This is a genomic window from Pseudomonas sp. FP198 (assembly GCF_030687895.1).
Taxonomy (GTDB): Bacteria; Pseudomonadota; Gammaproteobacteria; order Pseudomonadales; family Pseudomonadaceae; genus Aquipseudomonas.
The window spans coordinates 2,523,486-2,548,171 of record NZ_CP117452.1 but is presented as its reverse complement, the minus strand read 5'-3'; the positions used below and the strand labels follow the sequence as shown (position 1 = coordinate 2,548,171).

General features: G+C 61.1%; 19 protein-coding genes and 3 pseudogenes. 13 read left to right on the top strand and 9 right to left on the bottom strand.

Translation table 11 applies throughout. The annotated features are described in order from the left end of the window. Nucleotides 1-228: 228 nt before the first annotated feature. The 4 genes from PSH78_RS11795 to PSH78_RS11780 form a co-directional block, all read right to left on the bottom strand. Nucleotides 229-723 (bottom strand): GNAT family N-acetyltransferase, encoded by a 495-nt coding sequence (locus tag PSH78_RS11795; protein ID WP_305500657.1) that lies wholly within the window; start codon nucleotides 721-723, stop codon nucleotides 229-231. Between the two features lie 53 nt (nucleotides 724-776). Beyond that, complete coding sequence (zapE, locus tag PSH78_RS11790; protein ID WP_305500655.1) at nucleotides 777-1,898, bottom strand: cell division protein ZapE; 1,122 nt, start codon at nucleotides 1,896-1,898, stop codon at nucleotides 777-779. Between the two features lie 177 nt (nucleotides 1,899-2,075). Beyond that, nucleotides 2,076-2,417: a nuclear transport factor 2 family protein gene (locus PSH78_RS11785; protein WP_305500653.1), complete on the bottom strand. Its 342-nt coding sequence runs from the start codon at nucleotides 2,415-2,417 to the stop codon at nucleotides 2,076-2,078. A 52-nt stretch (nucleotides 2,418-2,469) separates the two neighbouring features. Then, nucleotides 2,470-3,186, bottom strand: a complete 717-nt coding sequence (locus PSH78_RS11780) for a YafY family protein (protein WP_305500652.1) — start codon at nucleotides 3,184-3,186, stop codon at nucleotides 2,470-2,472. A 248-nt stretch (nucleotides 3,187-3,434) separates the two neighbouring features. Between PSH78_RS11780 and PSH78_RS11775 the strand changes: the two genes are divergently transcribed. Next, complete coding sequence (locus PSH78_RS11775) at nucleotides 3,435-3,905, top strand: LEA type 2 family protein (protein ID WP_305500651.1); 471 nt, start codon at nucleotides 3,435-3,437, stop codon at nucleotides 3,903-3,905. A 1-nt stretch (nucleotide 3,906) separates the two neighbouring features. On the opposite strand, the gene PSH78_RS11770 is transcribed toward PSH78_RS11775, so the two are convergent. Next, a complete protein-coding gene (locus PSH78_RS11770) occupies nucleotides 3,907-4,830 on the bottom strand; it encodes a carbon-nitrogen hydrolase family protein (RefSeq protein ID WP_305500650.1) in 924 nt (307 codons plus the stop codon). Between the two features lie 84 nt (nucleotides 4,831-4,914). Here PSH78_RS11770 and PSH78_RS11765 point away from each other — a divergent pair, with 84 nt between their 5' ends. Then, entirely contained in the window at nucleotides 4,915-5,823 is a 909-nt protein-coding gene (locus PSH78_RS11765; protein WP_305500649.1) for a LysR family transcriptional regulator, read from the top strand. Nucleotides 5,824-5,826: 3 nt separating this feature from the next. Here the strand turns inward: PSH78_RS11765 and PSH78_RS11760 are convergent, their stop codons facing one another. After that, nucleotides 5,827-6,081: a hypothetical protein gene (locus tag PSH78_RS11760; RefSeq protein ID WP_305500646.1), complete on the bottom strand. Its 255-nt coding sequence runs from the start codon at nucleotides 6,079-6,081 to the stop codon at nucleotides 5,827-5,829. Nucleotides 6,082-6,243: 162 nt separating this feature from the next. Between PSH78_RS11760 and PSH78_RS11755 the strand changes: the two genes are divergently transcribed. Beyond that, a complete protein-coding gene (locus tag PSH78_RS11755; protein ID WP_305500644.1) occupies nucleotides 6,244-6,561 on the top strand; it encodes a YqjD family protein in 318 nt (105 codons plus the stop codon). A gap of 17 nt (nucleotides 6,562-6,578) precedes the next feature. Here PSH78_RS11755 and PSH78_RS11750 read toward each other — a convergent pair whose 3' ends face one another. After that, on the bottom strand, nucleotides 6,579-7,610 hold the full coding sequence (locus PSH78_RS11750; RefSeq protein WP_305500642.1) for an Ldh family oxidoreductase: 1,032 nt from the start codon (nucleotides 7,608-7,610) through the stop codon (nucleotides 6,579-6,581). Nucleotides 7,611-7,805: 195 nt separating this feature from the next. Between PSH78_RS11750 and PSH78_RS11745 the strand changes: the two genes are divergently transcribed. Together PSH78_RS11745 and PSH78_RS11740 are read left to right on the top strand one after the other, a co-directional pair. Then, complete coding sequence (locus tag PSH78_RS11745; protein ID WP_305500640.1) at nucleotides 7,806-12,632, top strand: dermonecrotic toxin domain-containing protein; 4,827 nt, start codon at nucleotides 7,806-7,808, stop codon at nucleotides 12,630-12,632. A gap of 193 nt (nucleotides 12,633-12,825) precedes the next feature. Then, nucleotides 12,826-13,827, top strand: coding sequence for a FecR family protein (locus PSH78_RS11740; protein ID WP_305500638.1), 1,002 nt, complete (start codon nucleotides 12,826-12,828; stop codon nucleotides 13,825-13,827). Nucleotides 13,828-13,876: 49 nt separating this feature from the next. Here the strand turns inward: PSH78_RS11740 and PSH78_RS11735 are convergent, their stop codons facing one another. Continuing rightward, nucleotides 13,877-16,225 carry an acylase gene (locus PSH78_RS11735; RefSeq protein WP_305500636.1) on the bottom strand — a complete coding sequence of 783 codons (2,349 nt, stop codon included), beginning with the start codon at nucleotides 16,223-16,225 and terminating at the stop codon, nucleotides 13,877-13,879. Nucleotides 16,226-16,440: 215 nt separating this feature from the next. On the opposite strand from PSH78_RS11735, the gene PSH78_RS11730 reads away from it, so the two are divergent. Then, the gene (locus tag PSH78_RS11730) at nucleotides 16,441-16,821 is read left to right on the top strand and encodes a fe2+ zn2+ uptake regulation protein (RefSeq protein ID WP_305500634.1); all 381 of its coding nucleotides are present in this window, start codon (nucleotides 16,441-16,443) and stop codon (nucleotides 16,819-16,821) included. A gap of 7 nt (nucleotides 16,822-16,828) precedes the next feature. Here PSH78_RS11730 and PSH78_RS11725 read toward each other — a convergent pair whose 3' ends face one another. Next, entirely contained in the window at nucleotides 16,829-17,017 is a 189-nt protein-coding gene (locus PSH78_RS11725; RefSeq protein WP_181290153.1) for a hypothetical protein, read from the bottom strand. Between the two features lie 246 nt (nucleotides 17,018-17,263). Here PSH78_RS11725 and PSH78_RS26630 point away from each other — a divergent pair. From PSH78_RS26630 to glgA, 7 genes and pseudogenes are all read left to right on the top strand, one after another. Then, nucleotides 17,264-18,352 (top strand): annotated as a pseudogene (locus tag PSH78_RS26630) (cache domain-containing protein); the annotation flags it as partial. 378 nt (nucleotides 18,353-18,730) lie between these two features. After that, nucleotides 18,731-19,258 (top strand): annotated as a pseudogene (locus tag PSH78_RS26625) (methyl-accepting chemotaxis protein); the annotation flags it as partial. A gap of 258 nt (nucleotides 19,259-19,516) precedes the next feature. Further along, nucleotides 19,517-19,963: a DUF411 domain-containing protein gene (locus PSH78_RS11715; protein ID WP_305500630.1), complete on the top strand. Its 447-nt coding sequence runs from the start codon at nucleotides 19,517-19,519 to the stop codon at nucleotides 19,961-19,963. After that, nucleotides 19,963-20,398: pseudogene (locus PSH78_RS11710) on the top strand (YqaA family protein). The gene PSH78_RS11715 and the pseudogene PSH78_RS11710 overlap by 1 nt, the downstream one beginning before the upstream one ends. Before the next feature lie 86 nt (nucleotides 20,399-20,484). Continuing rightward, nucleotides 20,485-21,516 carry an alpha/beta fold hydrolase gene (locus PSH78_RS11705; protein WP_305500629.1) on the top strand — a complete coding sequence of 344 codons (1,032 nt, stop codon included), beginning with the start codon at nucleotides 20,485-20,487 and terminating at the stop codon, nucleotides 21,514-21,516. 12 nt (nucleotides 21,517-21,528) lie between these two features. Further along, complete coding sequence (locus tag PSH78_RS11700) at nucleotides 21,529-22,491, top strand: D-2-hydroxyacid dehydrogenase family protein (RefSeq protein ID WP_305500628.1); 963 nt, start codon at nucleotides 21,529-21,531, stop codon at nucleotides 22,489-22,491. A gap of 620 nt (nucleotides 22,492-23,111) precedes the next feature. Further along, nucleotides 23,112-24,683, top strand: a complete 1,572-nt coding sequence (glgA, locus tag PSH78_RS11695) for a glycogen synthase GlgA (RefSeq protein ID WP_305500627.1) — start codon at nucleotides 23,112-23,114, stop codon at nucleotides 24,681-24,683. The last annotated feature ends 3 nt before the right edge of the window (nucleotides 24,684-24,686 follow it).

Sequence of the window (24,686 nt, the reverse complement as noted above, 5' to 3'; positions counted from 1 at the left end):
CGAAAAGCCCACGGCCCACGTCTGGAGTAATGCGGTTCATTCCAGGCAATCGACAAACCCGTGGCGAGGGAGCTTGCTCCCGCTGGGCCGCGAAGCGGCCCCAAAACCTGCCAATGCGGAGCATCAGACACACCGCATCCGCCGGTTTACGACTGCTTCGCAGCCGAGCGGGAGCAAGCTCCCTCGCCACAGGTACATCATTTTTCCCAAGTGAACCGCATTGCGCGTCTAGAGGGGCTTGATCCAGAACAGCATGCGTCCGTGGGCCGGGTCGAACATGCCGGCGGCAAAGCCGAACTTGGCATAACTGGCCTGGGCCACGGCGTTGCCTTCCAGCACTTCCAGGGTGATCTTGCAGCATCCGCGCTGGCGGGCGATGTCTTCGACTTTCTGCAGCATCTTCTGGCTCAGGCCCAGTCCACGAAACGCCGGCATCACGGCAACATCGTGGACATTCACCAAAGGCCGGCAAGCGAAAGTCGAAAAACCCTCGAAACAGTTGACCAACCCCGCCGGCTCGCCATTGACGAACGCCAGCACACTGAAGGCATGGGGGCGCTTGGCCAGCTCTTCAGGCAGATGGGCCAACACCTCGGCCGGCAGCGAGTGCCCACCGCCCATCGGATCCTCGGCATAACCGTTGAGCACATGGCAGATCGCTTCGGCGTGGACCGGGTTGGTGTAGCTGGCTTGCAGTACAAGGATATCCTTGGCTTCTTCCATGATCTTCCATCTCGTTTCGATAAGGCCGACGGCTTGGCGTCGGCAGGGTCGGGTCAGGCGGGCTGACCAAAACGTTGCAGTTGCATTTCCTGAAGGCGACTGAGAGTACGGCGAAACGGGAATTGCAGATAGCCCTGCGTGTACAACTGGTCCATCGGCACCCGGGCCGACAGGTACAACGGCACTTTGCGGTCATAACATTCGTCGACCAAAGCAATGAAACGCCGTACGCCGTCGTCATGAATCGACAGCTGCGGCAGCTCGCGATCACCGGCCTCTACCCGCTCGACCCCGTCTTCGGTGCCTCGGGCAATACGCCCTTCGCGTTGTTCGGCGCTCAGGCAGGGTACGTCACTGAGAAGAATCGCCTTGAAACGATCGCACAGCGCCATGAAATCCAGCGCCGAGAACGGTTGCTCGCAAAGGTCGGGGTATCGGCTCCACAACACTGTATCGCTGGCCTGGACCGGAACGACCAGGCGATGGCCGACCTCGAGCGCCTGGTTGCAGGTTTTCTGCCCGGCGCTCAACTGGGCGAAAACCTCCGCCAACGGATCAGGCTGGGCCGGGTCACGCAGCCAGTAACGCTGCTGCAAGGCGCCCGGGTGCTGGCGATGATCCTGCCAGCCATTCACCGGCACGACCTGCATGTACTGCTTGATGGCCGCTATGGTCGGCAGGAAGCGCTCACGGTTGTGACCACTGGCATACAGCTCATCCGGCGGCAGGTTGGACGTGCTGACCACCACCATGCCCAGCTCGAACATCACCTGGAACAGGCGGCCGAGGATGATCGCATCGCCGATGTCGGTCACGAACAACTCGTCGAAGCACAACACCCGCACCTCTCGGCTCAGCTCCCGAGCCAGAGCCTGCAACGGATCTGGCGTGCCGGTGAGCTGGAACGAGCGCTGGTGCACCCAGGCCATGAAATGATGGAAATGCTGGCGACGGGCAGGAACCTCGAGGCTTTCATAAAAGCGATCCATGAGCCACGTCTTGCCCCGCCCGACCGGTCCCCACAGGTAAACACCCTGGATTGCCTTGCGGCCTTCGTGCAGCGCCTGGTGGCACTGCTCCAATGCCATGATTGCCAGCTCCTGGGCTTCGTCCTGGACGAAGCCGTGGTGTTCGATGGCATGCTGCCAGGCGCTCAAGGGGGAAGTGAAAGTCATGCGACCCGGGTCCGGAGGGGGAAGGTCTGGAGTATGCCATGCCTGTTGATTGAGAAAACCTGGACGAAACTGTGGCGAGGGGATTTATCCCCGTTGGGCTGCGCAGCGGCCCCAATTTGATCGGTCGCTGCGCAACCGAGCGGGGATAAATCCCCTCGCCACAACAGCGCTCCCCAGTCAGGCGGAAATATCCAGTCGACTGATCTTTCCCTGCTCATCGAGCCGGAAGGTGTAGCGCAACTCCAGTGGACTGCCGGGAAAGGTTCCGGAGATCAGGTTATGGACCAGCACCTTTCCGGTGCGTTGCTGCACGTTGAGGACTTCGACCCGCGGTTGGTAACGCCGCGCGGTATCATCCATCCACTGGGCGATGGCCTGGGTGCCGACCCGGTGGTTGCCTTCATCGAACACATTGGCATCCTCGGCGAAGAAACGCGTCACCGCCGAGCTGTCGCGAGCATTGGCGGCAGCGATGTAGCCGGCGATGGCCGGGGCCAGGGAAGAGACGGGATTGGACATGTCAGGGGCTCCTTGTTGTATCGATCCGGAGCCATCCTAGAACAGCGCTGTGTCAGTTTTTGTCAGGAGTAAAACGCCCCGCCTCATCGAGATTCATCAGCGCCAACCAGGCTCGCAACAAGTCACTGCGCCTGCCGGGGTAGCGCTCGCCCTGGGCGGTGGCTGAGGCAATCCGGTCGGTACGAAACGTCCGATAGGCACCGCGTAGTTCACACCAGGCCACCACCACCCGCGCCTCATTGAAAAAGCCCAGGGCCAGCGGCCAGATCAACCGCTGGCTGGGGGTCTTGTTGACGTCGGCGTAATCGATGTGCAATTTGGCCTGAGTGCGAATGGCCTGGCGGTAGACATTCAGCTCGACGGCGTTCTGCGGATAACCGTAGCCCGGTGGGCCGGGCAATACCGTGGGGTTGTGCAAGGCATCGCGCAAACCAGGGGCCAACACCGCCTCGACCTTTGCCAAAGCGTCGGCGGCGGCCTTGCCCAGTACCTCATCGCCACGCTGGTCGACGTAGCGCAAGCCCAGCACGATAGCTTCGATTTCATCGGCGGTGAACATCAGCGGCGGGAGGAACAGGCCGCTGCGCAGCACATAACCCATGCCCGCCTCGCCCTGGATCGGCGCGCCCAGGGCTGTCAGTTCGGCTATATCGCGATAAAGCGTGCGCTCGGACACCTTCAGCTCGGCCGCCAGCGTCGCGGCGGTAACCGGGCAGCGCTTGCCCCGCAAGACTTGCAACAAGGTCAGCAGCCGAGTGGTTCGCGACACGATGGCGGATCCAGGGAAAAGATGAAGCAGATTAGCAGAGGCTGGTGTCAGAAAGTGTCAGTAGACAAGGCATTGACCTGGACATTGTGGCGAGGGGATTTATCCCCGCTGGGCGCGCAGCGCCCCCGTCATTTTTGCGGTCGCTACGCAACCGAACGGGGATAAATCCCCTCGCCACAGGATTGCCGGTTTCCGAATATGCCATGAGTTATGGTACCTACACGTTTCTAACGCGAGAGAGCATTTCCATGCGCGGAATATTACGTTTGCCCCTCATCCTGATACTGCTCAGCCTGAGCGCCTGCGCCCTCTTCCCGCACCGCGACCCGCTGAATATCAACGTGGTCGGTATCGAGCCACTGCCCAGCGAGGGTCTGGAGATGCGCTTCGCGGTGAAACTGCGCTTGCAGAATCCCAACGAAACCGCCATCGACTACAGCGGTGCGGCACTGGATCTGGAGGTCAATGGCCGCACGTTGGCGACCGGCGTCAGTGACCAGAGCGGCTCGATCCCACGCTTTTCCGAAGCAATCCTGAGCATACCGGTGAGCATCTCGGCGTTTTCAGTGATCCGCCAGACCCTCGGTCTGAGCCAGACCCAGAGCCTGGACAACCTGCCCTACGTGCTCAAGGGCAAACTCGCCGGCGGCTTGTTCGGCACCCTGCGCTTCGTCGATCGCGGAACTCTTGACCTACCGAATTCCGCGGCCACCTGGTAACTCATGCAATGAAACGCACGCCCGGCTTGGCGCGCTCATCCACCACCAGCTCGAATACGTCGGGCCGGGCGTAGTGCCCGACCACGTCATAGTCGTAACGCGCCCGCACCAGCTCATCGGTATCGATTTCAGCGGTCAATAACCCGGCTGCGCCCTTCAACGGCCCGGCCAGCACGTCGCCCATGGGCCCGACAATCACGCTGCCGCCAGCGATCAACGGCCGCTCCGCCGGCCAGTTCGCCACCTCGATACCCAGCTCTGCCGGCGAGGCCTGGACCTGGCAGGCACTGACCACAAAGCAACGCCCTTCATGAGCGATATGCCGCATGCTCACCTGCCACATCTCCCGCTCATCCACCGTCGGCGCGCACCAGACGTCCACGCCCTTGGCATACATCGCGGTGCGCAGCAGCGGCATCATGTTTTCCCAGCACACTGCCGCGCCCACGCGCCCGACCTGGCTGTCGATCACCGGTAACGTCGAACCGTCGCCCTTGCCCCAGATCAGCCGCTCAGTGCCGGTGGGCATCAGCTTGCGATGCCTGGCGACCAGGCCGGCGTCCGGTTCGAAGTACAGCGCGGTGCAGTACAGCGTATTGCCGGCGCGCTCGATGACGCCCAGCACCAGGCTTGCCCCGGTTCGCGCCGAAAGCCCCGCCAGCGCCTCGGTTTCCGCACCGGGCACGTCGATGGCGTTGGCAAAGTAGCGGGCAAATGCTTCGCGCCCTTCCGGTAGCCGATAGCCAAGCTGGGTGCCAAAAGTCTCGCCCTTGGGGTAGCCGCCCAGCAGCGCCTCGGGCATGACCACCAGGCGTGCACCGGCCTCACGAATGGCGTCTTCGTAGGAAAGGATCTGCGCGAGGGTTTCATCCTTGCCGCCTGGCAGCGAGCCGATCTGCAGGGCAGCCACGATGGATTTGGGCATGATCTTCAACTCCGTGATTTCAAGTGTTGCTGATTCTCAGGCGCCGACGGATCATGAATAAAGCCCTGCCCGCTGCTAAAAGATATGAAGCAAATGAATATCGCTGATGTAGACCTGAACCTGCTCAAGGCCTTCGAAGCCCTGCACGACGAATCCAGTGCAAGCCGCGCCGCCCTGCGCCTGGGCGTCACTCAATCGGCCATCAGCGCCGCGCTGCGCAGGCTGCGCAGCGTGTACGACGATCAACTGTTCGTGCGCACCGGCCGCGGCCTGGCGCCGACGTTGCGGGCCAACCAGCTGAAACCGGTGATCAGCGAAGCGTTGGACAAATGCCGCCAGAGCCTGGCGATGATCGATCCGGGCGCCAGCCACTACGAGGGCCGTTCAGTCATCGTCGGGCTGTCGGATGATTTCGAAATTGCCTACGGCCGACGCTTGATCGAGGCGGTAGCCGAACGAGCGCCGGGGCTGCGCTTGATCTTTCGCCAGACCCACAGCCAGATCGTCGGTCGCGCCTTGATGGAGCGCAGCCTGGACCTGGCGATCACGGCGGGGGGATTTACCGAACGGCTATTGAGTCGCCAGGTTCTCGGCGAAGGCGGCTACGCCTGCCTGGTGGACCCTGCCAGCCTGACGGACGATCAGCAGGGCCTGAGCCTGGAAGCGTTCGTAGCGCGAGAGCATCTGCTGGTCTCATCCGGCGGTTTCATCGGCATTACCGATGAAGGACTGGCCGGGCTCGGCCTGAGCCGACGGGTGAGCGCGTCGACCACCCACTTCGCCGCGCTGCCGTTCCTGCTCAAGGGCAGCCAGGCTGTGGCGACCATTCCGGACCATGCCGCCAAGGCCATCGCGGCGCTCAGCGGCCTGTCGTTGTTGCCCTGCCCGCTGGCGTTGCCGCGCTACCCGATCGAGCTAGGGTGGCGGACCCATGCGCAGCGGGACCCGGCCGTGGACAAAGTGCGCGAGGCGATCGTTGCAACGTTCGGTTGAGGTTTATTTGCTCGCGGCCATCAGCCGATTGACCTCGCTGCGCACCATGTTGGCGTACTCCGGAGGCGACATGCCGTCCAGCTCGGCGCGCACCCACTCGGCCCATTTGCCCTTGCGCTTGGAGCGTTCGCCAAACAACCGCGCAGCGTCACCCTTGGCCTTGCCCAGGTTGTTTTGCCACAGCTCGAAAAGTCGGGATTTTTCATCTTCCAGCGCCGCGCGCTCGGCCAGGGGCTTGTCAGCCAGATTGAAACTCATGGGGAATTTCCTGTTGCGTAAATAGGCGCCATCTTACACCTTGCACAGAAACGTCTTAACCATGTTTTTGCCAGCGCGGCCCTGGGCCACGCCAACTGCTGCAACTTTTGCCCAAGCGCAACACTCCACTGTTCACTGCCATCAACCTCAAGGAGTACCTCAATGGCTCGCACAAGTGCCGCGCAAGCGAACGGAGAGCAAATCAAGGATCAAGCCTTCAGCGAACTGAAAGCATTGATTGAAGAGTCGGAGAAGCTGCTCAAGAGCGGTGCCGCCCTGGTTGGCGAGGACGCCGAGAACCTGCGCGAACAGATTTCACAGAAACTGCGCCAAGCCCTGGACTCGGTCGCCAGCGCGCGGGAACGCACGCGGCCGGTGGTTGACGCCACGCAAGCCTACATCGGCGGCCATCCCTGGCAGACAGTAGCGATTTCAGCGGGTTTCGGGCTCGTGGTGGGCTTGTTGCTGGGACGGCGCTGAGCGTCAGCCCAGCGGGTCTATTGCCCCGCCAGCTCGCGCAATTGGCCCAGTGTTTGCTCGTCCAGCACCATCCCCTGCTCGCTGGACTTGCTGCGCTCACGGTGTCGGCGATCCCCTGGCAACCGGCGCAATCCGACACCGTGCATCTGCCTGACCAATTCCTCGCTGCGTAGAGCGAAGTCCTGGCCGGCGGCCTTGCTCGGGTCAATCACGATCAACAGCTGCCCTGTCCAGGGTGTCTTGGCGCCCGGATGGTTGTGCCAGTCGAATTCGAAGGAAAAGTTGCCCCCCGTCAGCGCGGCCGCCAGCAGCTCCACCATCATCGACAACGCCGACCCCTTGTGCCCGCCAAACGGCAGTAGCGCGCCGCCCTCCAGAATCGCCTTCGGATCACAGGTCGGCTGACCGAGGCTATCCACCCCCATGCCGGGAGGCAATCGCTCACCTTTGCGCGCGGCAATCTGCACGTCGCCATGGGCGATGGCGCTGGTGGCGAGGTCGAAAACGATCGGCTCGCCGCCGTTGCGTGGGGCGGCGAAAGCAATGGGATTGGTACCGAACAATGGCCGATCCGCGCCATGGGGCACCACACAGGTCATGCTGTTGACCACGCTCAAGGCCACCAGGCCTTCATAGGCGAACGGCTCGACATCCGGCCAGAGCGCGGCGAAGTGGTGAGAGTTGCGTATCGCCAGCACCGCAATACCGGCGCTGCGAGCCTTGTCCACCAGCAATGGGCGCGCGGCGGCCAGGGCGGGCTGGGCAAAGCCATTGCAGGCGTCGACCCGGACGAATCCGGACGCGACATCTTCGACGATCGGCACCGCCTGGCCGTTGACCCAACCGCTGTTCAACGTCGAGACATACCCCGGCATGCGAAACACCCCATGGCTGTGGGCGCCATCGCGTTCGGCGCCGGCGCAGTTCTCAGCCAGGGTGCGGGCGACCTCGATCGAGGTGCCATGACGCAGGAAAATCTGCTCCAGCAAGCTCACCAGAGCGTCAAAGGACAAGCTGCCAGAACCGGAATGATTGGATGGTGCGGACATCTGAAGCTCCATAGTGATTGTTGGAGGTAGCAACAGCGTAGCGGGAACTGCCCCGTGGATCAGATACCGCGTTCGGGGCCCACGATCAACCTTGAGTGCGGTAACTATGTACCACCTTCGTTGATCGGGCGCTGGCTAGTCTAGCCGCTTCAACCACCGACGCGCCGCCTTGCGGTGCCTTGATCGAGAAGCAACATGGCCACTGAGACTCCCCCGCTATTATTTCCTGAGGTACTGGATGCCAGCCGCCTGGATCAACTGAGTCACAATCACGGGCTAACGCAGGCAGACCTTGAGTGGCTGCATCATGTGTCCCTGCCAAGCCACACACTACGCGAGGCGCAGCAGCCACCGATGCTGGCGGAAACGATTTTATGCGCAGGCGACGGGCACCCCCCGATAACGCTGGCGGGTTGTTTTACGCTCAGTGCCTGGCCAAGCGTCGACTCGCCGACTATCAGACCCGCTTTTCTCTATACACCGTATGGCGGGATCAAGAAATTCAGCAATCGGGAAACCCTCAAAAGCGCAATCGAGCAGATGCTGAAAAGCCCGGCGGACCGTGACGATCTGTTCCATTTCCTGGCGATTCCCCAGCGCAACAAACTCAACGCTGAAACTCATCTCAGGACGGCAATGCTGACCATCGACGGGGATGTTTTCATAACTCAGCTGGAATCCATCGAAGATGCGCAAAAGCTGAATGACCTGGCGATGGTGGACGAACTGACCAAACTACCCTCGCTGACTTCCATGTTCGACCGTGTTCTGAAGGAGGTGCTGTCGGGTATCGATCATAGACAGGTGCGCGTGACCCTCGGCGCGACTAGTACCCTGGAGGATCCGAAGGCCAGCCAGGTGACCAGAAACATGTCGTTGAGTCACGCGATCTTGTTTTACTTCCATCATCAGGGCTGGCCTTCAGGGCATACCGTCGATTTTTTCCACCACGAGATAAATCGCACGCTGGACAATGCGCGGTCTTGGGAAACGGCGGTAAAAATCGTCGCCCGCGAACTGATTCCCCAAATGACCGACGAAATTGACGCCTATTGGAATGCCCTGGGTCCGGGCCATATTTCACGCCGCCGCTTTCTGTCCCAGGTTATCAACGCGGCTTTGCGGGCGAATATCCTGGTCATGCGGGAAAAAAAGCAGCTGACTGCGGCGCAGAGCCAAGAGCTGCTTCGACTGTTCCGGCCATCACGCCCGGAAGAACGGCTGCTGTTTATCGAAACCATCCGGCTTTGGGAATATGAGCCGCACTACGTGGAGCTCGCGGGCTCGTTGATGGTCAGCTGTGATCGGTACTATCTGTATACCCCGGGTCAGGGTTTTCAGACAGTGGTCAACCATCAGGGTTTTGAAGAGGCACTGCTCAATACGTCCGCGCCTGCCGAGCGAAAGGAAGAACTCTATAGCCTCCTGAGCCTGGAAGAGCGCAACCGCTTCCTGCGCTTTGACAAGCCGCAGGTATCGGGCAAGGAAATTGCGCTGCCCATGTCCGAATTTCTGGCTGAAGCAATTATCGACAAACAGCTGAACAACCTTCATTACGCGCTGGAGATGTCCCGCCAAAGCGACGTGGATGTTAACGCATTGCTCGATAAGGCCCTGGATATACGCAGCTTTATCAACCCGCACCTGTTGAGGCAAAGAACCGATGGCCGATGGGGCACGCGCCCGTCTTTCTATGGAAACCTTCGACCGTCGAACCTGTTAGCCGATAAGGTCCAGCGAAAGATCCAGACGTATGCCAGTGTAGAACAGGCTGCCAACGAGCTGTTTTCCCAGTTACCGGTGTCCAACAAACCCTTGTTGCGCACAGCGCTGAAGGACCTGCCAGAAAAGCTGGCGAGTGTTTTCTCCCTGGGGATACAGGCCGAGGCCGAACTCAGGGACCTCAACGGAACACTGCCGCTTGCGGCGCGCAACCTCATCGACGCAGTTTTTGCTCACGACTCCAATTACCCGGACCGCAAGCAACGTACCGTGGTCAGAGGCTTCCGGCCAGATGTTTACTCGTTGAAACTGGCCTGCACCACGGAAAAAGAAACTGACGTCGTATCGCTGGCCAATTGTTTCTTGTTGACCGAGCGCGGCGGCCTGGATACGCCTCACTCGGGCATGGCTGTCTTTTGGACGCCCGCCGAAGGCTTACATGTTTTTTCGTCCGTCAAGCTGGCGACGGAGCAACTGAACCGACGCTTGCTCGATCCCCGAAAGCGTTTTGATTTACTGCAAAACCTCACTACGGCTCAGCGCCTCCCTCATCGGCAGTATCAAATCGAAGCGTTTGAACTGGTTGAGGACAATGTGCAGGTCAATCGGATGAGATCGTTCGTCAAGCAGCTTGAGGCTGAACATGATTACTCGAGCGCATTGGAAATCGGAAGTTGGCGCCGGACCGGGCCTGAATTGGAAAGAAACCTTGATGCGCTCCTGAAAAAAGGCGCACCCACCAATCTGACGCGCGCCGCGCAGATCGCCCGGACTATCCGCTGGCAACAGAAACTTCCCGCCTGGCTCGGCACGGCCTCCCTTGACGATCAACGTCTGCATATCGAGTTGCTTGAGCAATATAAAAACAGCGTGGACGATGACAAGGACTACCTGGACGGTATCGAACCCTTGCATGTTTATGTCGGGAAACAACTGAAGGAATTACTGGAAACACGCTTCGGCAAAAACGACCTTGATCCCGACGCGATTCAAATCACACCGAACCTTGCCTTGTTGGGGCCTGTCGGCACATTGGCCGAGTTTGCCCTGCGCCATGTCAACCTTATTCAAGGCACGGGATTTCAAGTGTCTTCAATGTCCACGCAGCAACTCCCCCTGGGTTTGAACGAGGCAACCATCAGGCAAATGTTGTTGTCATTGGATATCCCCACCACCTATGCAACTCGTGTCCGGAGTGAACTTGACGGGCGTTCCGCCAACTTCCAGCAGCGCAAGCAGCGATTCTGCCGACAATTACCCTGGCAACTTCTGCAGTGCGCCCATGCGTTGCATCTACAGCAGCATCTTTCCAGCAGCGCTTTCGACTTGATCCGCCAGGTGCTGGACATGCCTGACGCCGTCGCCCGCCAAGCGGTGGAAGGCGCCGGCGCGTTTATGCGTCCACTTGAACTGATCAAGACCGAGGGGGCCACGGCGGTCCAGGCACTCGGCCTTTACTTGATCGGGTCCAATGCCGACGCAAGTTCCCACGTTTTGTATGCGCCCTATCATGAAGGACACAACTTCATTGAGTTCAAGGACGAAGCGAGCATCGTCGCTGCGTTCAACAAGCCAGGGGCGCTTCAGGACTTGCTGATTCGCAGGCTCCCCGAGAACCAGCAAGCCAGTTTCAAAAACCTCTTCGCAGAGACGATTGGAAAGCTATCCGAAATCGCTCTGGCCTCGAACCCGATCCTGACAAACGTGCTGCATACCTTGTTCAACGACAATACAAAGCTGCTGCCGGCGATGCTCGCTACCCAAACAGATAGAGAACGTCAGTTTGACTGGGAAACGGTCACGCATCTGTTCAGCTCCGGCGTCAAGGCCCTAGGCCGGATGTTGTCCGGCAAGTTGGCTTTTATCGAAACGCTCTGGGACAGCTACAAAGACTTCTACGCTTCCTCCGAAGCCTTTCGGCAGGGTCGCTGGAAAGACGGCTTGCGCGACTTTATCGCCGGCGCGGCGGAAATGGTTTCACTTGGCCTGGTCAATCGCGACGACACCGGCGGACTTCTCGATCCCGCAACACCCTTGTCGCAGGACGCCCCGACCGTGATTCCACCGAAATGGGGCGAAATCAGTTCCACAGCGGCAGCGCGCACCGACCTGCAGGCATTCGAAGCTGCTGATGTCAGTCTCAAGGACCTCCAAGCGAATACCGCCGACGGTACCTACAAAGCGCTAGCATCCGCCAAGCTCTACGCCCCTGTCGCCGGCAAGGTTTTTCAGATAGCAAAAGCCCACGACCTCTGGCGCATCATCCATCCAGACGGTGAAGGCCCCGTTTTGAAGAACCCGCCTGATAGCCGGAAATGGGTGATTGACCCGCAACTGCAGAACATTCGCTATGGCAAGGCGATGTCGACATTGAGCAATACCTACAGCGATTACAGGGCCGCCAAATCCCTTAACATCGAAGCCCGGGGGATGACGGAAATACGTCTTAAATATCCGCACCACGCCTATGTGATTGTGCAAGCACTCGCGACGGCGAGGGGTTACTGCGCCAACACGCTTCACAACCTCAATCTGGTCAGACGCAACGTAATCCCGGGCTCTCGGATGGACAGATTTCTCAAAGGGTTCTTAGGCGTCAACACGGTCGAGAGCAGCCATGTGCAGAAGATACTCACGGCGGTCTCGCCGGTTTGCCAGGCATTGGCTGATCCAGCCTGGGAGTTACTGAATGGAGAGCGCATCGTTATTGGCTCCCTTAAATACATGCACGAAGGAGCGTCCGCCTTTGTGTTTGGGTCCAGGAAGACCGGAAAAATCTACCTTACCCAACATTTTTTCGCGATGAACCTGGGTTGGTACAGAACCGTCGTGCCGAACTCTTTTAATGTCGATGCTCACGCCCAGGCGGCGACATTCATCCACGAGCTTTCACATCAACTCTTCGATACGCTCGACATCGCTTATCTGGATATAGCCCGGCCATTTCCGGATCTGATATCTACGGTGACTCACTTCGCACAAAAGGAACATGACAAGCAAGTAGCGCTGCAACGCGATGGGTTTTCGCTGACCACTCCCCGGACGCGGCTGTTCATGGAACTGGACATAGCCACAAACACGCTAAAGAGCCTGGAGCTGTTTCCCGAACTTGACGACCGGGCACAGGAAATCCTTGAAATAACGGGCGCCAGCACCATGGACCAGGCGCGTGATGCATTCCTGGATCCGGTTCGGGCAGACAAACGCATCGATGTCCTACTGCGAAATGCTGACTCCATGACGCTGCTCATCTGTGAACTGGGGCGACAAATCGACCCGGGCCCGATCGCCATGCCATAGCTGGGCTATCCGATGCCCGAAAGGCAGGTGGATTTGATCTTTTTTTCACGCCGCTTGTGGGACGGTATGGCTCCAGGGGGCAGCAGCGGGCTTTATCACATGAAAAACAAGGGTATTTGATGCTTAATCGCCATGTCGGTTGTTCTCGGCAGCCGCCGTCGAAGGTTAGAATGCGGCAAACCAGGAACCGCCAATGACCGAACGAATACTCTCGGAAGCCGAATACGACGCCATCAGCGATGCGGCCGCGCATTGGTGCATGCGTTTGCACGCTGATGACTGCACCGATGCCGACCGTTTGGCGTTCAAGCAATGGCATGACGCCGACCCTCTGCACGCTTTCGAATACCAGGCCATGCTGGAAATCTGGGGCGTGGCCGAGCATCTGCCGCGTGTCGAATCCGCGCCGACCTTGCCAGCCCGGCGGCCACGGCCGCGTTGGAGCCGTCTGGCTGTCGCCGCCGCGGTGATCGCGCTGGGCTTGCCCCTGGCCGCATTTACCGGTTGGAACATGGGCTGGCTACCTGATTCCTACCAGCGCCTGGAAGCCGGTGCGAGCGTACGCCATGTCACGCTGGGCGACGGCAGCCAGGTGGAGCTCAATCTTGGCAGCGAACTGGTGTTCGCCAACTACAAGCATGAGCGTCGGGTCACGCTGAAAAAAGGCGAGGCGTTTTTTGATGTCAGTCACGACACCCGGCATCCTTTCGTCGTTCGGGCGGGCCAGGGCCAGGTACGCGTGACAGGCACCCGTTTCAACGTCTGGATGTATCAGGACCAGGTTCGGGTCACGCTGGTGGAAGGCTCGGTATGGGTGACCAGCAACATGAACGGCAATGCGGGCGGCTCGCAACTGGCACCGGGAATGCAGGCAAGCTACAGAATGGGCGATTTCCAACCGCAGGTACGCGAGATCGAACCCGGCGACAGCTCCCTGGCCTGGCGTAACGGCAAGCTGGTGCTGAATGACCTGGCCCTTTCCGACGCACTGCCATTGATCAATCGCTACCTCGACCGTCCCGTCATGCTGGCCGACCATGCTACCGGCACCCTGCGTGTCGGCGGTATCTACAACCTCAACGAAGTGAAGAACCTCGTGCCTTCGCTGCCCAAGGTCCTGCCGGTCTACCTGACCCGGAACCAGGACGGCAACGTGGTCCTCAATTCCATCGGCCATCGACCGGCCAACCATTAAAAAAGCCGCGCCCATACGGGTCGCGGCTTTTCTTCGGGGCTGAACCGCCTTACTGCGTCGCGACCCTGCCCGCCTCATCACGCTCGCGGATGACCTTGGCCTGGTAGCTCGGATCGGCCTTGATCTGCTGCTCGGTAAAGGGCAGCGTGCTCCACTGCCGCTTCGAGAACGCCTGGGTCTGGTCCGCCGAGTAAGGCGAGGCTGGATCACTGGAAATGGAAAACGCCAGCAGTCCCTGGGCCTGGGGGCCGCTGCCATCGAATGTCACCACTTGCAGATAGCTGGTGCCGCTGACCACTTCCCGCTTGCCGTTCGCCCCCGGCACACTCTGGATCGCGTTATAGATCCCCAGCTCCGCCGGGCCGCCGTGGATCGGCGTCTGCCGACCGCCCTGGCTGGCAACCTGGACGTCCCGCCAGTGGCTGTCCGCTGACAGCCCTGCCGATTTCACCGACTCCAGTGAAGCCAGCATGGCCTGGCGCAGCGCCTCGGCCACCGCGGGCCGCTCGATTGCCAGGCCCCGCGGGGTGTGTTGCGGATCTTTCGGATCGAACGCGACGCGCCAGGTATCAGGCACTGCTTGCAGCGCTTTCATGATCTGCTGGAAATGCACGAAGCCGACGCCGCTGTCCAGGCTCGCCGTGCGATCCCAGGCCTTCAGGCGGGTGCACACTTCAGTCAGAGCTACGGCATCAGCCTTCAGGTCCCCGGCGCAGAAGGCCAGCAGGTCCGGCATCAACTGGTCCGCCAGGTAAACCTGGTCGTCCATGACCATGCGCTGCAGCTCATCCACTTGCACCGGCTCGTCCTTGCCCAACTGGCCCAGCCGATCCAGCGCGAAACGTGCGCGCAACCCCAGCGGCTGGTCCTGCTGGCTGATCAGTGGCGAATAACCGGACAAAGGCTGAGCGGGATTGACCATCCAGGCCGAATCGTTGGAGTTCTGCACGTAATCACGACGCAGCAGCTGCGGCAGTTTGTCGGCGGCGTAGATGCCCTTTTGCGCGGCCTTGGGGTCCACGTCCCAGTTGCATTCGCTGCGCGAGCCATCCAGCACGATCAGTTTCAGCCCGGCCCTCGGATCACTGCACCGCGCCAGTTTGGCCGCGTCAACGTTGGGCACCACCGAAACGTTCATGTAGAGACTTTGTCCCTGGTCGTCCACCGCCAGGGTATTGACCCAGGGAATCCCGTGGATCCGCTGGACCGACGCCTGCAGATCCTTGAGCGTGACCGCCTGATTCATGGCGTACCACTGCGCCAGCACCCGATCGTTCTCCAGGTTCGCGTCCCGCAGGCTGTAGGCGAAGCGGTTGTCCCAGTCGAGCTTGCCGGGCCATTGCACGACCGGCCCGAATTGCGAGCCGTACACCACCCGCGAAACCGGCTTGACCTGCCCGTCGGCCTGCTTGACGTCCACCGTGACCACCTGCTGGCTCATCGGCACTGACTTGCCGTCCAGCAGATAGCGGGTCGGGTCCTTCGGGTCGAGCTGCAGGCGGTACAGCGTGAAATGCTTGGAGGTGTCGACGGTATGGGTCCAGGCCAAGTGCTGGCTGAAACCGATATTGATCATCGGCAAGCCGGGCAACGCGGCGCCCATGACATCCAGCTTGCCGGGAATGGTCAGGTGCATCTGATAAAAGCGCATGCCGCCCACCCATGGGAAATGGGGATTGGCCAATAACATGCCGCGACCGTTGAACGATCGTTCGCTGCCGATTGCCACGGCATTGCTGCCGCGGTCGAGGGCAAAGCGCTGCTGGCGGGTCGCGGCGACCTCGAAGCCGGACATCGAGGTGTCGGCCTGTGTGGTCGCCTTGGGCGGTTGCGCGCCCGCCACGGCCTCGGCGAACTGGCCGACGCCGCCTTCCACCAACAGGCGCCGGGTCAGTTTGACCAGGTCCAGCGCCGTGATTGGCCGCACCCATTCGCTGGCGCACTGTGCGGGCAAGCCCTGTGCCTTGCGCTCGGCCAGTGCGCGGTTGTAACCGGCCACGTAGCCTTCGACCAGTTGCTGCACCTGGGGCGTCTGGGCCTGCCAGAAACCGGATACGGCCTGCGGCGTGTTGAGCCAGCTGAAGAACAGGTCGCTGGCCCGGTTGGACCGCTGCTCCAGGGTGACCTGTTCGGGGCCGAAGTAACGCGAGCGCTGGCCGTTGACCGTCACGATCTCGTTGGCCAGCAGGCAAAGATTATCCTGGGCATACGCGTACCCGATGCCGTAGCCCAATCCACGCTCATTCTGGGCGCGTATGTGCGGCACGCCAAAACTGGTGCGGCGAATCTCGGCGGCGGCCTGCTCCACCTCTCCTCGCGCGTTGACAACGGTACTGACACCCAGGGCCATCCCCAGCAACGCACCCGCAAGGCAAAACCTCGATAACTGCCCGGACATTCTCACGCTCACTCCTGATCGAAAACCAATACGCCTCCCTTGGGAACGAACCGGATGAAAAAAATTTAACCGCGGGCAGCCGCCTGACTGCGGGACTTTGCAGATACCCAGGCATTTTTTTCACATCACCGCCTTCATGATTGTCCTCGCTCGTTCGTCCTATAGAGGAGAGCATTTCATGACCTTTTCTGATCAGGCTGTTAAGGAGTCTTTACATGCATAACGCACCAATGCCCATGGAGGGCAAGCCAGGACCGGCACGTATGTCAATGAGCACCACCAACAACGTCTTCGCCAAACCAACGGAACGCGGCGGCAATGAACACATCAGGCGTTTGCTCAAGAGCTACGGGCTGCGCACGAGCCTGATCCGCCTGAAGGTGATCGATGCGCTGCTCAAGGCCGCCGAAGAGAATCGGCAACTGGGGGTGCGGGGCGTGCATAGCCAGTTGCTGGGGCTGGACATTCCCTTGTCCTTCCTCAGTGTGCGCGAAGTGCTCAAGCGCCTGTGCAGCGAGGGGGTCGTCAGCCTCCATGCGGATAAAAGCTACAGCTTGCACCCAAGTGCGGTGGCCGTGCTCAACGCCAAGCAGTAGCCGGGGCTCAAGGCTTGACCTTGCGCCTCATCACCCCGTTGATCACCACCACGATGACCGCCACGGCGATAGCGATGTATTGAAACAGCTGCTCGCTGATCATGCCTTTACCTTGCATCCATGACAGCCCGAGCATGATTGCCAGGACAACAACGACCACCAGGATCGAGTATTTCAAACGTTGCGAATGAGTCATTTGCCAATTTCCTGAATGTATACGTGCTGTTTCCGCGCGCCTGCCAGGCTCGTGCCCGGTGCGATGACGAGGCCGCAAACGGATGCCCATGGTACAGCCGTCGGAGCGTTTATGGCGCAGTTACGACAGGTCCTGAACCAACAATGTGCGCCATGAAGTTCAAGACCGCTGGCGATAGGCCGATAAAGACAAGTACGTCCGTTCCACTTGTCTCTAGAAAGCCGCCATCGTACAAGGAATTTCTACATGCCCGCATTCCGCACCATTCAAGCCCGCTATACGCTGTTCCTGGTTCTGTTCATCCTGGTGCTGTCCATCCTGACGGTGGTCGGTATCAGCTATCTGGTCGCGCCAAAGCTGCGCCAGACCGAGGAACAAGTGGCGCTGAACCGCATCGAAGAGGTCGCGGAACAGATCCAGGGCGAGCTGAACAAGGTGCAGGCACAGCAGCGGAGCATCACCCAGACCATCCCGCTGCTCGACAGCGACGCCATCGACAAGGTGTTGCCGGGCCTGGTGGATCAATACGGTGAACTGAAAGTGTTCGGCGGCGGGATCTGGCCACTGCCCAACCAGCGCGCCGAGGGTCGCAGCAAGTTCAGCACGTTCTGGCACCGCGACGCATCCGGCAAACTGGCGGTCAATACCTTCTGGAACAGCGACGCGGCGCCGAACTATTTCGAACAGCCGTGGCACAAGGGCGGCATGGCCACCCCTCCCGGCAAATGCGCCTGGGCCGCCGCCTACAAGGACGACGCCAGCGCCGAGCCGCGGACCAACTGCGCCATGGCGATCCAGAAGAACGGCGCGCCTTACGGCGTTTCCACCATTGACGTGACCCTGGGCTTTTTCAACGATCTGATCGCGCGCAAGGAAGCGGAACTGAGCGCCGAAATGCTGATCGTCGAAGCCGACGGCAAGATCATCAGCAACAGCTCGCGTATCAGCGGGCCGATCGTGCTGAAGAACATCAGCGAACTGGCGGCTACCTCGCCGTTCGCCGCCCAGGTCAAGGCCGGCCTGGCCAACCGTGACCAGCCGTTGCAACGGCTCGAGTTCGACAACAAGGGTGAGGCCAGCACGTTTTTCATGCGCCCCATCGAAGGCTCTCCATGGTTCCTCGCCACCGCCCTGCCGACCCGCCTGATCACCGCCCAGCGTGACGACGTGTTGAGCACGCTGAGCCTGCTGCAGATTCCACTGGTGATCCTGTTGGTGCTGATGCAGTTGTACGCCATCCGCCAACTGACCCACCGCATGAAGGTCCTCAAGGGCAATATTGACGCACTGTCCACTGGCGATGCCGACCTGACCCGACGCATCACCATCCGTGCCGAAGACGAACTGGGCGCCATTGGCCATTCGGTCAACCGGTTCATCGCCTATCTGCAAGACATGATCGGCGAAGTCACCCAGGCGACCGGCGCCATGGCCTCGGGCCTGGACAGCCTGCAGCGGAGTTCGGCCCACACCAGCGAAATCCTGATGCGCCACGCCTCGGAAACCGACCAGACCGTGACAGCCATCACCGAGATGAGCTCCACCGCTGAAAGCGTGGCGCAAAACGCCGCCGAGACGGCAGCGTTCACCCAGCGCGCCAATGAGCATGCCGATCGTTCGCGGGTCGTGGTTGGTGAAGCGTCCAACAGCGTCGTGGCACTGATCGATGAAGTCGCCAGCGCCACGCGCAAAGTCGAAGACATGCAGCAGGATGCGCAACGCATCACCGAGATTCTCGGCGTGATCGGCGCCATCGCCGGGCAGACCAACCTGTTGGCCCTCAACGCCGCCATCGAAGCGGCCCGGGCCGGCGAGCAGGGCCGTGGCTTCGCGGTAGTCGCCGACGAAGTCCGCGCCCTCGCCGCCCGCACCCAGGCCAGCACCTCGGAAATCAATGAAATGCTGACCCGCCTGACCCAGGGCGTAACCTCGTCGGTCGCGGCCATGGAAAACACCCAGGCCAGTTGCCAATCGGCGGCCGACGCCACGTCCCGGGTCAACTCGGGCCTGGATGAAATGGCCGGCTCCGTCAGCCAGATCAACAGCCTGAGCACTCAGATCGCCACCGCCGCCGAACAGCAGAGCGCAGTGACCGAGGAAATCAACCGCAGCATGGTGCAGATCCGCCATATGGTCGAGGAACTGGTGGAAAGCGGCCTGGCCAGCCAGAACAACACCCGCCAACTGCTGGAAGCCAACAGCCGGGTGAATGCGATCATGGGGCGGTTCAAGGTTCGCTGAATCTATCCCACCGTGGCGAGGGAGCTTGCTCCCGCTGGGCTTGCGCAGCAGCCCCTTTGGGCCTCGCCTCGGTGTGTCAGGCTGATCGAATAAAGCAATCCTGGGGCCGCTTCGCGGCCCAGCGGGAGCAAGCTCCCTCGCCACAGAGAGTTGCGTTCCCGAGCTGACAATTCTGTAATCCGCGCCTCAGCCTCGTGTCAGCCGCTCGCCGCTAGTCTGTTATCCTCCTGCCAAACTGTTCGCTACGAGACCGCTCCCATGGCCCATCCCCTGCACCTGCTCGCCTTGAGTACCCTGCTCATTTCCGCCCTGGCCCAGGCCGCCGAACCGGCGACCATCGATGTGCACCGCGATGCCAATTGCGGTTGCTGCAAGAAGTGGATATCCCACTTGCAGGAGAACGGTTTCAAGGTCAACGACCATGTCGAGGCCGACATGAGCGCGGTCAAGCAACGCCTCGGCGTCGCGCCCAACCTGCGTTCCTGCCACACCGCCGAAATCAACGGTAAATTCGTCGAAGGCCACGTTCCGGCCGAGCAAGTGCTGGCATTGAGCAAACGCGACGACCTGCTTGGCGTGGCCGCGCCCGGCATGCCGATGGGCTCGCCGGGCATGGAAATGGACGGCATGAGCGATGCCTACCAAGTGATCGGCCTGAAAAAAGACGGGACGCAAACCGTGGTGGCGGACTATCCGGCCCATTGATGGGCGAAGCGTATATCGGGCTGTTTTTTGCAGCGTTTGGCGCGGCGACCCTGCTGCCGTTGCAATCCGAGGCCCTGCTGGTGGGCCTGCTACTCAGCGAGCGTTACGCCATCTGGCTGCTGCTGGCAGTTGCAACCCTGGGCAACGTCCTCGGTTCGCTGGTGAACTGGTGGCTGGGCACACGCCTGGAACAGTTCAAGGATCGCCGCTGGTTTCCGGTCAGCCCGTCCCTCCTGGACAAGGCCCGTCGGCACTACCAGCGTTACGGCTACTGGTCGCTGCTGCTCAGTTGGCTGCCCATCATCGGCGATCCACTGACATTGGTCGCCGGCGTGATGGGGTGAGCCCTGGCGGCGCTTCCTGCTGATCGTGACGCTCGCCAAAGGCCTGCGTTATGGCGTGCTCACCTGGGCGACCCTCGGCTGGATGGGTTGAACGTTCCTGCGCTTGGGTTGCCTGTGGTTAATGTCGCCATAATCGAGCCGTTCCAGGATCGGCCGGTTGCCTCAAGGAGATTGCCCATGTCGCGTTTGACCGCCCGCTGGCTGCCCAGCCTGTTCCTCACCGCTGCCTTGCCAATGCTCGCCCAGGCCGCGAACCCGCCTGAAGGCCCGGCCTATGGCCCGCAGCTTGAGGGTTTCGAGTATCCCTATACGCTCAAGCATTTTGCCTTGCAGTCCCAGGGTAAATCGCTACAGATGGGCTATATGGACGTGCCCGCCCAAGGCAAGGCCAACGGCCGGACGGTGGTGCTGATGCATGGCAAGAATTTCTGCGCCGCCACCTGGGGCGATTCGATCAAGGCGCTCAGTGACGCCGGTTACCGGGTCATCGCCCCGGACCAGATCGGCTTTTGCACGTCGAGCAAGCCGGACCATTACCAGTACAGTTTCCAGCAGTTGGCGATCAACACCCAGGCCCTGCTCAAGGCCCTCGGCGTACAGAAGGCCATCGTGCTGGGCCACTCCACGGGTGGCATGCTTGCCACCCGCTATGCCTTGCAGTTCCCCGACCAGGTCGAACGCCTGGCGATGGTCAACCCCATCGGCCTCGAGGACTGGAAAGCCCTTGGCGTGCCTTACCGCACCGTGGACCAATGGTACGAGCGCGAGCTCAAACTCAGCGCCGAGGGCATTCGCAACTATGAGCGCAACACCTACTACGGCGGGCGCTGGAAACCGGAGTTCGAGCGTTGGGTCGACATGCTCGCCGGCTTGAACAAGGGCCCGGGACATACACAAGTGGCGTGGAATTCGGCGCTGATCTACGACATGATCTTCACCCAGCCGGTCTATTACGAGTTCAAGGACCTGAAGGTCCCCACGCTGCTGTTGATCGGGACGTCCGACACCACCGCCATCGGCAGTGACATCGCCCCGCCGGCCGTGAAAGCCCGGCTGGGCCGTTACGAGGTGCTGGGCAAACAGGTCGCCGGGCTGATCCCGCAGTCGACCCTGGTGGAATTCCCCAACCTGGGGCACGCGCCGCAAATGGAAGAGCCGGCGCGGTTCCACCAGGCCCTGCTCGGCTGGCTGGACAAACCCATTCCCTGATAGAGGTGTTCCATGGCGGTGCAAATAGCAGTCATCGACGATTGGCAGGACGTCGCCAGGGACGTGGTGGACTGGTCAGTGCTCGATGGCATCGGCGAAGTGACCTTCCTGCACGATTACCCCGCCGACCGCGACACCCTCGCCGAGCGCCTGCAACGCTTCGACGTCATCTGCGTGATGCGCGAGCGCACCCGCTTCGACGAAGAACTGCTGCGCCGCCTGCCCAACCTGAAGCTGTTGCTGACCGGCGGCATGCGCAACGCCGCCCTCGACCTCAAGGCTGCCGCGACACTGGGCATCCAGGTCTGCGGCACCGAGAGCTACAAGCACGCTGCGCCGGAACTGACCTGGGCGCTGGTCATGGCCCTGAGCCGCAATCTTGTAGCGGAAGCCAACGCCTTGCGCGCCGGACTGTGGCAACAAGGCCTGGGCGGTGATTTGCACGGCAAGACCCTAGCGATCCTGGGCCTGGGCAGCATCGGCACGCGCGTGGCGCAATTCGGCCAGGTGTTCGGCATGCGTGTGATCGCCTGGAGCGAGAACCTGACCGCCGAACGAGCCGCCGCAGCCGGCGTGACCTACGTGAGCAAGCAAGCGCTGTTCGAGCAGGCCGATGTCCTCTCGATCCACCTGGTGCTCAGCGAGCGCAGCCGGGGCTTGGTGGACGCTCAGGCCCTGGGCTGGATGAAACCCGAGGCGCTGCTGGTCAATACCGCGCGCGGGCCGATTGTCGACGAGGCGGCCCTCATCGACGCACTCCGGCACAAACGCCTGGCAGGCGCCGCGCTGGACGTATTCGCCGAGGAACCGTTGCCGTCCGAGCACCCGTTCCGAACCCTCGACAACGTGTTGGCCACACCTCACGTGGGTTATGTGAGCCGGCAGAATTATCAGCAGTTCTATGGCCAGATGATCGAGGACCTGCAGGCCTGGGCGGCTGGCAAGCCGATCCGGGTGCTGGCCCCGGCTTCATGAAAGTTTCCTGGTAGCCCCATGTGGGAGCGAGCCTGCTCGCGAAGGCGGTGTGTCAGTCGGGGATTTTGAATCTGATCCAGCGCTTTCGCGAGCAAGCTCGCTCCCACATTTGGGGGCCGTTGTTGCATCCTCAAGCCATCAAAACGCCTCCATCCAGCCCGCCCCCTTATGGTGCGGATCGCTGTTGAACCGCGCACGCGATTGAATCATTGCGCCCTCCCTACGCCCTGAATGTTTCAAACAACCTGCACTTCGTCGGTTCGTATTCCCCTCCTTCGTGTAAGACATTGCCGACAATCGACGTGATTGTCGGACAATTCGACGAACCGAACCGCAGCGCTCTAGCTTCTGACCTAGACTGCCTTTCCGTGGGGAAAACCGACCGGTCATCCGAAGGAAAAAAAGTCGAAACTTTTCACAACGGCGACAGGTCAGGTTAGAGGAAGGGCAACAACTGCTGGAGCATTCCTTGCAACGGCCCCCTCACCTGATTCGCTTCGCCGCATTGGGCAGCGCTTTGCTCTCCTTGCGTAGCGCTCGTGCGCCTGGCCGCAGGATTCGGCCAATGAAACAACAGCTCTGGCGCTTGCCGGAAACAGATCGAGAAATAGGAGTTATTTATGATCAGTGCTGCCTTGGAACCACAGCAAGTCCGCTCTCAACTACCGCCGGCGGCTGAATCGCCGACGGCACCGGTGCTGGCCACCGGAGGCAAGGCACTGCTCCCTGTCGTTCGACAGAACCCCAACCGCAAGAAAATCCTGTTCGTGACCTCGGAAATCGCCGACCTGGTCAAGACCGGTGGCCTGGGCGACGTTTCTTCCGCCCTGCCCCGGGCCATGGCCGGCCTGCATGATGTCCGGGTGCTGATCCCCGGGTATCCGCAAGTCATGAACAGCGGCAATCCGATCCATATCATCGGCGAACTGGGCGGCCACGCCGCGCTGCCGCCGTGCAAGATCGGCCGCATGGACATGGCCGACGGCCTGGTGATCTACGTCCTGATCTGTCCCGAACTGTATGCCCGCGAAGGCTCGCCCTACGGCGCCAACAATGGCCGCGACTGGCCGGACAACCACATCCGCTTCGCCCGCCTGGGCCTGGCCGCAGCCGACATCGCCGCCAACCTGGCGCAGATTCACTGGTGCCCGGACCTGGTCCATGCCCACGACTGGCCGGCCGGCCTGGCGCCCGCCTATATGCACTGGCGCGGTCAACGCACCCCGACCCTGTTCACCATCCACAACCTGGCGTACCAGGGCGTGGTCAGCCTGGCTTCCTGCCCGGAGCTGGGCATCCCGGAGCACGCGCTGCAACAGGAAGGCATGGAGTTCTACGGCAAGCTGTCGTTCCTCAAGGCCGGCATGGCCTATTCCAGCCATATCACCACGGTCAGCGCTACCTACGCCCAGGAAATCACCACCCCGGCGTTCGGCTGCGGGCTTGACGGATTTCTTGCCGCCAAAACCCAACAAGGCCTGCTCAGCGGGATTCCCAACGGCATTGACGAGAGCTGGGATTCGGCGACCGACTCACATCTCCAGCGCCAGTTCTCCATAGGCGACTGGGAAGGCAAAGCCGCCAACGCCGCCCACGTCCGTGAGCTGTTCGGCCTGGACCATACCAGTGGCCCGCTGTTCGCCGTGGTATCGCGCCTGGTTTACCAGAAAGGTCTTGACCTGACCGAAGCCGTTGCCGAATTCATCGTCGAGTCCGGCGGGCAGATCGCGATCATTGGTCGCGGCGAGCCCGAAGAAGAACAGGCCATGCGTGAACTGGCGCTGCGCTTCCCCGGCAAAGTCGGCGTGCGCATCGGCTTCAACGAAACCGATGCCCGGCGGATGTTCGCCGGCAGCGATTTCCTGTTGATGCCATCGCGCTACGAGCCCTGCGGCTTGAGCCAGATGTACGCCCAGCGCTTCGGCTCGCTGCCGGTGGCGCGCAATACCGGCGGACTGGCGGACACCATCGAGGATGGCATCACCGGGTTCCTGTTCGACGAATCCACCGTGGAAAGCTACCAGCAGGCCCTGAGCCGGGCTTTCAAGGTATTCGAGTTTCCCGAGCTGCTCAATGCCATGCGTTGCCGGGCGATGTCGGCCCCCTTCAACTGGTCCAAGGCCGTAGAGCCCTATGCCGAGCTTTACGAACAACTGGTAGCTAAATCGCTGGGAAAATCGGCCAGACAATGAGGT